We start from the raw sequence: 7,230 nt of genomic DNA, 5'->3' as shown, positions 1-7,230 counted from the left end.
TCGCGCGCAGGCACCCGCGGCGGCGACGCCCTCCGCCGCGCCGGCGCCCGCGCCGCCGAAGGCGCTCAGCCTGCCGCACCGGCGCCCGCTTCGCCGCGTCCATCCGCGCCCCCCCCGCCGCGCGGCGAACGTCCGCCGTTCGGAGGCGACGAGCCGGGCGATCGCGACGTCCGGCGCCAGGCGCGCCAGCGTCCCGAGCCGCGCCAGCAGCCACCGCAAGTTCCGCCGGCGGCGATGCCGGAACCTCCCCCGGCGCCGCGCGACCGTGGCGCTTCGCGCCGTCCGCAGGACGGCGCCCCGCCGTCGCTGCCGCCCTCGCCGGGCGTGCGCGGCTTCCGCGACATCACCGCGGACGCCGACGATCTCGGCCGCGCCGCGGCCCAGGCCAGCCGCTCGGCGCGCCGCACCTACGCCAACGTGCCGTCGCCCTCGCCGGAATTCGACAGGCTGGAGCCGAGCCTGGAAAATCGCGGCGAGCCGGACGTCCCTTATTCCTACGACGAGTCCATGGAGGAGGCCGAGCGCTACGCGCCGCAGACCCAGGCGCCGGCACCGCGGCCGCGCATTGCGGCCGATCGCGAGGTCAAGAAGCCGCGGCGGCAGGGCGCCGCATTCCCGTTCAAGAGCGCGATCGCCATCGGCATCGTGCTGATCCTGGTCGGCGCCGGCATCCTCTGGGGCAAGTCGCTGGTGCAGACCGTGAGCGGCATGTTCAGGTCGACCCAGGTCGTGGAGGCACCGAAGGACTCCTCCGCGCCGGCGGCAAAGCCGAAGATTCCGGATCGCGTCGGCCAGCCCTCGAGCGAGCAGCCGGCCGCCCCGGTGGCGCAGCGCGTCGTGCTCTATGACGAGGATCCCTCCGATCCCAAGGGCAAGCAGTTCGTCGGCTCGGTGGTGTGGCGGACGGAGCCGATCAAGGCCTCCGGCAGCCAGAAGGCCGACATCGCCGTGCGCGCCGACATCGACATTCCCGACCGCAAGTTCAAGATGACGATGTCGTTCCGTCGCAACACCGATTCATCGCTGCCGGCGAGCCACACCGCGGAGCTGACTTTCATCCTGCCGCCGGATTTCCAGGGCGGCGGCGTCTCCAACGTGCCGGGCATCCTGATGAAGTCCAACGAGCAGGCGCGCGGCACGCCGCTGTCGGGCCTCGCCGTCAAAGTCACCGACGGCTTCTTCCTCGTCGGTCTGTCCAACACCGACGTCGACCGGCCGCGCAACATCCAGCTCCTGAAGGAGCGCTCCTGGTTCGACATCCCGCTGGTCTATACCAACCAGCGCCGTGCCATCATCGCGATCGAAAAGGGCGCCCCCGGCGAACGCGCCTTCAACGACGCGTTCGCGATGTGGGGCGAGTAGGTCAGTCCGCAACCGCCGCGCGTCTCCGCGCTGCGGCCATCGCGGCCTCGCGGTCCATCACGGCGCGGCAGCCCGGGCTGACATGGGCCCTGTTGCGGTGCATGCAGGCCATGATGCGCGGAATGTCGGGAATCTCGCTGGAGCAAAGTCGCATCGCATCACCCGAGCACATCTGCTGCGCCTCCTGGGTGAAGGCGAGGCCGGGTGAGGTGTGAAGTGCGATGGCGATGGCGATGGTGGCGATAGCGGAGAGAGTTGCGATCCTGCCGATCCCGTAGCGTGTCATGTGAAGTGCGTCCCCGTGGTTTCCGCGGTCCTGGCCGCTCGTTGTCATGGGGGCGCTGCACGCGGCTTGCGCTGCCGCATGTCATGCGTCGCGCACGCGGACTTCATCGTCCGGTGTGCCTGCTCGATTTTCCTGATGTCCGAATCAAAAGTGCTGCGCCGCCCGAGCGAAGTATGCGCCGTTGCGCTGTGGCTTCAATGGCTCGCGAAAACGATTCCACGATTGTTGCACGATCGTCACGCAAGTTCCGATGCGGAACACGATGCGTGCTGCAAACGGTGCCTCACATGCCGTGACTCTCGAACACCTTGCGGCAGGACGACGACAGCCTGCCGCGATGCGCCTGCAGGCACGCTTGCACCGCGCCGTCATTGCCGAGATCCTTGCGGCAGAGTCGTGAGGCGTCGCGCGAACAGGCCTGCTGCTCCTGTTGGCTGCCGGCATGGCCTCGGGCGAAGGCTGCTCGATCGGCAAGGCCGAGGGCTGCGCACATCGTCGTCGCCAGGAGAAGGATCGTACAACGCATCTTCGGGTCCAATCTGCAAGAAGAACTCGTCATGAGAACTCATCGCCTTGCCGCTTGTTCCCAGGGCGCGCGGCGACGGCCGCCTGCAAGGCGCTATGCCGCTATCCAAGCCTTGCGCCGCGCTGCTATAAACGCCTCGTGCGGGTAAGGGGTGCTTGATGAAACGCTATCTGGTTTTTGCGCTGATCGGTCCGTTCCTCGGTGGATTCCTGCTGTTGCTGACGACCACCTACCAGTCCGGCTACTGGGCCCAGGCCAATTGGGGCGGGGTCGGCAAGCTGGTCGTGATCTTCTTCAAGACCCTGCAATACAGCTATTTGTTCGGCTTCCTGCCCTCGCTGATGATCGGCGCGGTCGACGACATCTTCGTCCACTTCAGGCGGATCGGCCCGGTGCTGCGAATGCTGCTGGTCGGCCTCGTCGCCTTCATCGCCGCCGCGCTGACCTACGGCTCGCGCGGTCCGGACAGCGGCGCGGTGCAGTTCATCCTCTACGGCCTGGTCGGCCTCGTTCCGAGCATGGTGTCGTCCTGGCTCGTGCATCGCTATGTCGAGGAGTCGCGGCCGGCTGCGGCGTCGGCCTGAGCTTCGCGCCGGACCGCGCCGCAGCAACCCGGAACGGCTTCGCGCGTTTCCCAGAGGCGATGACCATGTCGAACCATGACAGTCCCGTGCGGGGCCGGCCCCGCTCCGGCACCACCTCGCGCGCGAAATTCTCGGGCGCGGAGGCGCGCGGACCGGTCATCGACCAGGAGGGCCGCGAAATCCCGCCGGAGACGCTGGAGCAGGGCTTTCGCGAGTTCCGGTTCGAGTTCGCTCACGGCAGTCCGTTCGGCAACCTGACGCGGGAGCAGCGGCTGGCGCGGCTGGAAGCGATCGCAAAGCTGCTCGATATCGCCTTCGTGTTGCCGGGCACCAGCATCCGCTACGGCATCGACGGCCTGATCGGTCTCATCCCCGTCGTCGGCGACATCATCACCACGGCGATCTCGCTGTGGCTGGTGCGCGAGGCCCGCGCGCTCGGCGCGCCCTGGCACGTCACCGCGCGGATGCTCGGCAATGTCGCGGTCGACGGCGTGGTCGGCATGGTGCCGTTCGCGGGCGATGCCTTCGACGTCATGTTCCGCGCCAACATGCGCAACGTCCGCCTGCTGCGCCGCTGGCTCGACAAGCAGCCGCGCTGACGGGGGGCGCCAGAACGCAGAAAGCGCGACAGCCTCTCGGCCATCGCGCTCACCGCACATCGAAGGATGGAAAGGCGTTTACGCCGCGTCGGCGTTCGCGGCCGGCTTGCGGCGGCGGGGCAGCGGGAAGGCTTCGCTCTCATAGAGCGAACGGATGCCGTTCTGGTCGAAACGGGCTTCCTCGACCTGTAAATAGGCGCCGTTCAGCGAATCCGTCGGCAACTCCTCGATCGCGAAGCGCACGGCTTCTGCCGCGGTGCCGAACCGCCGATAGGTGAAGCCGGCACGCTTCTTCTTGCGGATGGCCGCGGGGAAAAGCTCGGCGGAGGTGTTGAAGTTGAACGGACGCATAGGACGCATGGTCTGAGACCTCGTGATCTTCTTCGGCTTTGAAGCGCGGATGGGGCTGGGGGCGAACGCCGCGACCGGGCGGCATGCCACATGTCATTTTCGCCCTCTAATATAGGCCGATTTGACGAAAATGCGACCCCTGCGATGGGAGATGATGAATCCGCGCATGGCAGCTCCGCGGTCGAAATTATTTCATTTGGATCAAGGCGTTAGCTGGTCTACAGCTTGCCAAGAAGCAGCAGCACGACCAACACTACCAGGATGACGCCGCCGATCCCCATGCCGGAATGGCCCATGCCGTAGCCGTAGCCGCCGACACGGCCGGACAGTCCGCCCAGGAGATAGATGATCACTAGGATGATCAGGATGGTCCCAAGCGTCATGGCATCCTCCCTGACGGCCGCCGCGATGCGCTGACCGCCGCACCGTCCAGGGAAGAAAAGCACAACTCGCCGCCGGGTTCCACGCCGGAACCGGGCGGCGGCGCCTAACGGGGCTTCAGCTTCAGCGCCGCCGAATTGATGCAGTAGCGCAGGCCGGTCGGCGCCGGGCCGTCGGGAAAGACGTGGCCGAGATGGCCGCTGCATTTGGCGCACAGCACCTCGGTGCGGATCATGCCGTTGCTCGTGTCCGTCTCCTCGTCGACATGGCTCTCGACCGCGGGCTCGGTGAAGCTCGGCCAGCCGCAGCCGGAATCGAACTTGGCGTCGGACTCGAACAGCGTGTTGCCGCAGCCGGCGCAGACATAGGTCCCCGGCCGGTGCTCATGCTCGTACTCGCCGGAGAAGGGACGCTCAGTCGCCTTCTCGCGCAGCACGGCATATTGCATCGGCGTGAGCTCGCGCCGCCACTGCTCCTCGCTCTTGGCAACCTTGGTCTCCGTGGGCGTCGTCCTGGTGTCGGGCATGGGTCTTCCGCTCGATCAGTTGGTGGCCTTGCCGGCGCCGACCAGCGTCGGCTTCTCGATATAGTTGTCGGCGAACAGTTTCTTCAGGTTCTCGACCTTGGGAATGTCGTTGTAGGCGATGTAGGGCTGCGTCGGGTGCAGCGTCAGGTAGTCCTGGTGATAGGCCTCGGCCGGGTAGAACGCGTCCAGCCCGCCGACCCTGGTCACGATCGGCCTCTTGAACACATGGCCGTCGTTGAGCTGGGCGATGTAGGCCTCCGCGACCTTCTTCTGCTCGTCGGTGGTGGTGAAGATCGCCGAGCGATATTGCGTGCCGACGTCGGGGCCCTGGCGATTGAGCTGGGTCGGGTCGTGCACCACCGAGAAGAAGATTTGCAGGATCTTGCCATAGGAGATCTTCTTCGGGTCGTATTTGATCTCGACGGATTCCGCATGCCCGGTCGTGCCGCTCGAGACGGTGTGATAGTCGGCGGTCGCCTTGCTGCCGCCGGCATAACCGGAGATCGCATTAACGACGCCGGCGGTGTGCTGGAACACGCCCTGCACGCCCCAGAAGCAGCCGCCGGCGACCACGGCGGTCTGGATGCCGCTGGCCGGCGCCGCGTCGACGGCGGGGGCGGGGATCACGACCGCATCTTCCGCGGCCTGCGACGGCACGGCAAAGCCGAGCGCCAGCGCGGTGGTGGCGGCAAGCAGGGACAGACGATGGAAGGGGGCTCGGCTCATGGCGGATCCTTCTGTGGCGCTAGTCTAGGGCGGGGTACGTCAGGCGAACAGCCGCGCGGCCGGATTATTCCGCCGCCCGATGCTCCAGGTACGCGCGGATGGCGCGCCCGTTACGTTCCCAGGGACACGAGTGCGTGAAGAGAGCGAAGCGTTGCGCCTTTGTCCGCCTGCGTCACACCACCACGGAGAGCCGTTTCGCCGCGCGCGTGATGCCCGTGTAGAGCCACCTCGCGCGGCTGTCCTGGAACGCAAAACTTTCGTCGAACAGCACGACGTCGTCCCATTGCGAGCCCTGCGACTTGTGCACGGTCAGCACGTAGCCGTAGTCGAACTCGTCATAGGGCTTGCGCTGCTCCCAGGGGATCTGCTCGATGCCGCCCTCGAAGCAGTCGGCGCGCACCGACACCTTGGTGACCTTGTGGCCGAAATCCTCGTCCGGCGACAGCCGCATGCTGAGGATGCGCGATTTCGAGCGCGAGGTGTTGCGCGACTTCACGCGCCACAGGCCGCCGTTGAACAGGCCTTTCTTGCGGTTGTTGCGCAGGCACACCAGCTTGTCGCCGGCGACGGGAAACTGATCCTCGATGTTCCCGCGCTGGCGCACCCGCATGTTGTAGGCGCGGCGGGTGTTGTTGCGTCCGACCAGGATCTGGTCGGCGCTCATGACGCGGTCGGGATCGAGCTCCTTCCGCGCCACCACCTCGCTCTCGCCATGGCGGCCGATCTCGAGCGCGCGGCCCTCGCGGATGTCCATCGACATCCGTACGATCGGATCATCCTGCGCCTGGCGATGCACTTCCGTCAGCATCGCGTCGGGCTCGGCATTGGTGAAGAAGCCGCCACCCTGGATCGGCGGCAGCTGCGCGGGGTCGCCGAGCACCAGCAGCGGACAGTCGAACGACATCAGGTCGCGGCCGAGCTCGGCATCGACCATCGAGCACTCGTCGATCACGATCAGCTTGGCCTTCGACGCCGGTGCGTCGTCCCACAATTCGAAGCTCGGCTGCTCCTCGCCGGATTCGCGGGCGCGGTAGATCAGGGAATGGATGGTGGAGGCGCCGTCGCAGCCCTTGTTGCGCATCACCAGCGCCGCCTTGCCGGTGAAGGCGGCAAATTTCACCTCGCCGTCGACGCCGTCGGCGATGTGCCGCGCCAGCGTGGTCTTGCCGGTCCCGGCAAAGCCGAACAGACGGAAGACGGGCGGCGTGCCGTTGCGGCCGGGTCTTGCCTTGAGCCAGTCGGCCACCGCCTTGAGGGCGGCATCCTGGTGCGGAGTGAATGTCGGCATGGTCTTCGAGGGAGGGCGAAATGCGATTCGCTAACGCCAAACTAACCATTACCCGTGCTGGTTCAAGGCGCGGCGCTGCCGGCCTGGGTCCGCGGTGCGCGATGTTGTCGCGGGCGGGGGTGGCCGCCGACAACGCAATTGCGAATCGCGATCGCCCGACTGATCCTTCAATGACTTAAAGTGCAGCTTGATCTATCGCAACGCACCAATTTGAAGCCTGTCTATAGTTTTTCGAGGTGACAACGGCGTCAACCGAGCGAGAGCGTGCCCGAGGGGCCCCGATTTCGCTGTGCAATTTCTTGGACACGGGCGCCCGCCCGTGGGGAAACGGATATGCCGCTACCCGTGTCGCGACGTACGCTACTGACTGCTGTTCTTCCCCTCGCACCCGGTCGCGGCGACGCATGCGCGCCGTCTCCGGAGCGTCAGCCGAACCAGCAAGTGGCGAGCATTTCCGGCGCCAGTGCCTGCGTCGAACGCCAGGGCATCGCCTGCCGCCGCTGCGCCGAGGTCTGCGAGCATTCCGCCATCCGCATCCTGGCCCGCGAAGGTCGCGGCGCCGTCATCGATACCGCCGCCTGCACCGGATGCGGCGACTGCG

At 66.8% G+C, this 7,230-nt stretch carries 10 protein-coding genes; 3 read left to right on the top strand and 7 right to left on the bottom strand.

What is annotated here, in order from left to right; all coding sequences use genetic code 11:
- On the top strand, positions 1-1,362 hold a 1,362-nt coding region (locus KGM94_RS21940), incomplete at its 5' end, for a hypothetical protein (protein WP_300264047.1).
- Between the two features lies 1 nt (position 1,363).
- Here the strand turns inward: KGM94_RS21940 and KGM94_RS21935 are convergent.
- Positions 1,364-1,648, bottom strand: coding sequence for a hypothetical protein (locus KGM94_RS21935; protein ID WP_300264045.1), 285 nt, complete (start codon positions 1,646-1,648; stop codon positions 1,364-1,366).
- A gap of 283 nt (positions 1,649-1,931) precedes the next feature.
- Entirely contained in the window at positions 1,932-2,141 is a 210-nt protein-coding gene (locus tag KGM94_RS21930; RefSeq protein ID WP_300264043.1) for a hypothetical protein, read from the bottom strand.
- Positions 2,142-2,332: 191 nt separating this feature from the next.
- Here KGM94_RS21930 and KGM94_RS21925 point away from each other — a divergent pair, with 191 nt between their 5' ends.
- Positions 2,333-2,758, top strand: a complete 426-nt coding sequence (locus tag KGM94_RS21925) for a DUF5413 family protein (RefSeq protein WP_300264041.1) — start codon at positions 2,333-2,335, stop codon at positions 2,756-2,758.
- A gap of 59 nt (positions 2,759-2,817) precedes the next feature.
- On the top strand, positions 2,818-3,357 hold the full coding sequence (locus KGM94_RS21920) for a DUF4112 domain-containing protein (protein ID WP_300264039.1): 540 nt from the start codon (positions 2,818-2,820) through the stop codon (positions 3,355-3,357).
- A 78-nt stretch (positions 3,358-3,435) separates the two neighbouring features.
- On the opposite strand, the gene KGM94_RS21915 is transcribed toward KGM94_RS21920, so the two are convergent.
- The 5 genes from KGM94_RS21915 to KGM94_RS21895 all read right to left on the bottom strand — a co-directional run bounded on the left by KGM94_RS21915 (position 3,436) and on the right by KGM94_RS21895 (position 6,629).
- Complete coding sequence (locus KGM94_RS21915) at positions 3,436-3,717, bottom strand: hypothetical protein (RefSeq protein ID WP_300264037.1); 282 nt, start codon at positions 3,715-3,717, stop codon at positions 3,436-3,438.
- A gap of 209 nt (positions 3,718-3,926) precedes the next feature.
- On the bottom strand, positions 3,927-4,091 hold the full coding sequence (locus KGM94_RS21910; protein WP_300264035.1) for a DUF3309 family protein: 165 nt from the start codon (positions 4,089-4,091) through the stop codon (positions 3,927-3,929).
- A gap of 104 nt (positions 4,092-4,195) precedes the next feature.
- Complete coding sequence (gene msrB, locus KGM94_RS21905; RefSeq protein ID WP_300264033.1) at positions 4,196-4,615, bottom strand: peptide-methionine (R)-S-oxide reductase MsrB; 420 nt, start codon at positions 4,613-4,615, stop codon at positions 4,196-4,198.
- 15 nt (positions 4,616-4,630) lie between these two features.
- Positions 4,631-5,341, bottom strand: coding sequence for a peptide-methionine (S)-S-oxide reductase MsrA (gene msrA, locus KGM94_RS21900; RefSeq protein ID WP_300264031.1), 711 nt, complete (start codon positions 5,339-5,341; stop codon positions 4,631-4,633).
- Between the two features lie 172 nt (positions 5,342-5,513).
- Positions 5,514-6,629, bottom strand: a complete 1,116-nt coding sequence (locus KGM94_RS21895) for an ATP-dependent RecD-like DNA helicase (protein WP_300264029.1) — start codon at positions 6,627-6,629, stop codon at positions 5,514-5,516.
- Between the last annotated feature and the right edge of the window lie 601 nt (positions 6,630-7,230).

It is taken from the genome of Bradyrhizobium sp. (genome assembly GCF_028868675.1).
In the GTDB taxonomy this organism is placed as follows: Bacteria; Pseudomonadota; Alphaproteobacteria; order Rhizobiales; family Xanthobacteraceae; genus Bradyrhizobium.
This window is presented reverse-complemented; position numbering and strand designations above follow the sequence as displayed.

Excerpts from the sequence above, each read along its gene's own strand:
- KGM94_RS21910 (WP_300264035.1), bottom strand. The coding sequence starts at position 4,091 with ATGACGCTTGGGACCATCCTGATCATCCTAGTGATCATCTATCTCCTG.
- KGM94_RS21895 (WP_300264029.1), bottom strand. The coding sequence starts at position 6,629 with ATGCCGACATTCACTCCGCACCAGGATGCCGCCCTCAAGGCGGTGGCC.
- KGM94_RS21935 (WP_300264045.1), bottom strand. The coding sequence starts at position 1,648 with ATGACACGCTACGGGATCGGCAGGATCGCAACTCTCTCCGCTATCGCC.
- msrB (WP_300264033.1), bottom strand. The coding sequence starts at position 4,615 with ATGCCCGACACCAGGACGACGCCCACGGAGACCAAGGTTGCCAAGAGC.
- KGM94_RS21920 (WP_300264039.1), top strand. The coding sequence starts at position 2,818 with ATGACCATGTCGAACCATGACAGTCCCGTGCGGGGCCGGCCCCGCTCC.
- msrA (WP_300264031.1), bottom strand. The coding sequence starts at position 5,341 with ATGAGCCGAGCCCCCTTCCATCGTCTGTCCCTGCTTGCCGCCACCACC.
- KGM94_RS21915 (WP_300264037.1), bottom strand. The coding sequence starts at position 3,717 with ATGCGTCCTATGCGTCCGTTCAACTTCAACACCTCCGCCGAGCTTTTC.
- KGM94_RS21930 (WP_300264043.1), bottom strand. The coding sequence starts at position 2,141 with ATGTGCGCAGCCCTCGGCCTTGCCGATCGAGCAGCCTTCGCCCGAGGC.
- KGM94_RS21925 (WP_300264041.1), top strand. The coding sequence starts at position 2,333 with ATGAAACGCTATCTGGTTTTTGCGCTGATCGGTCCGTTCCTCGGTGGA.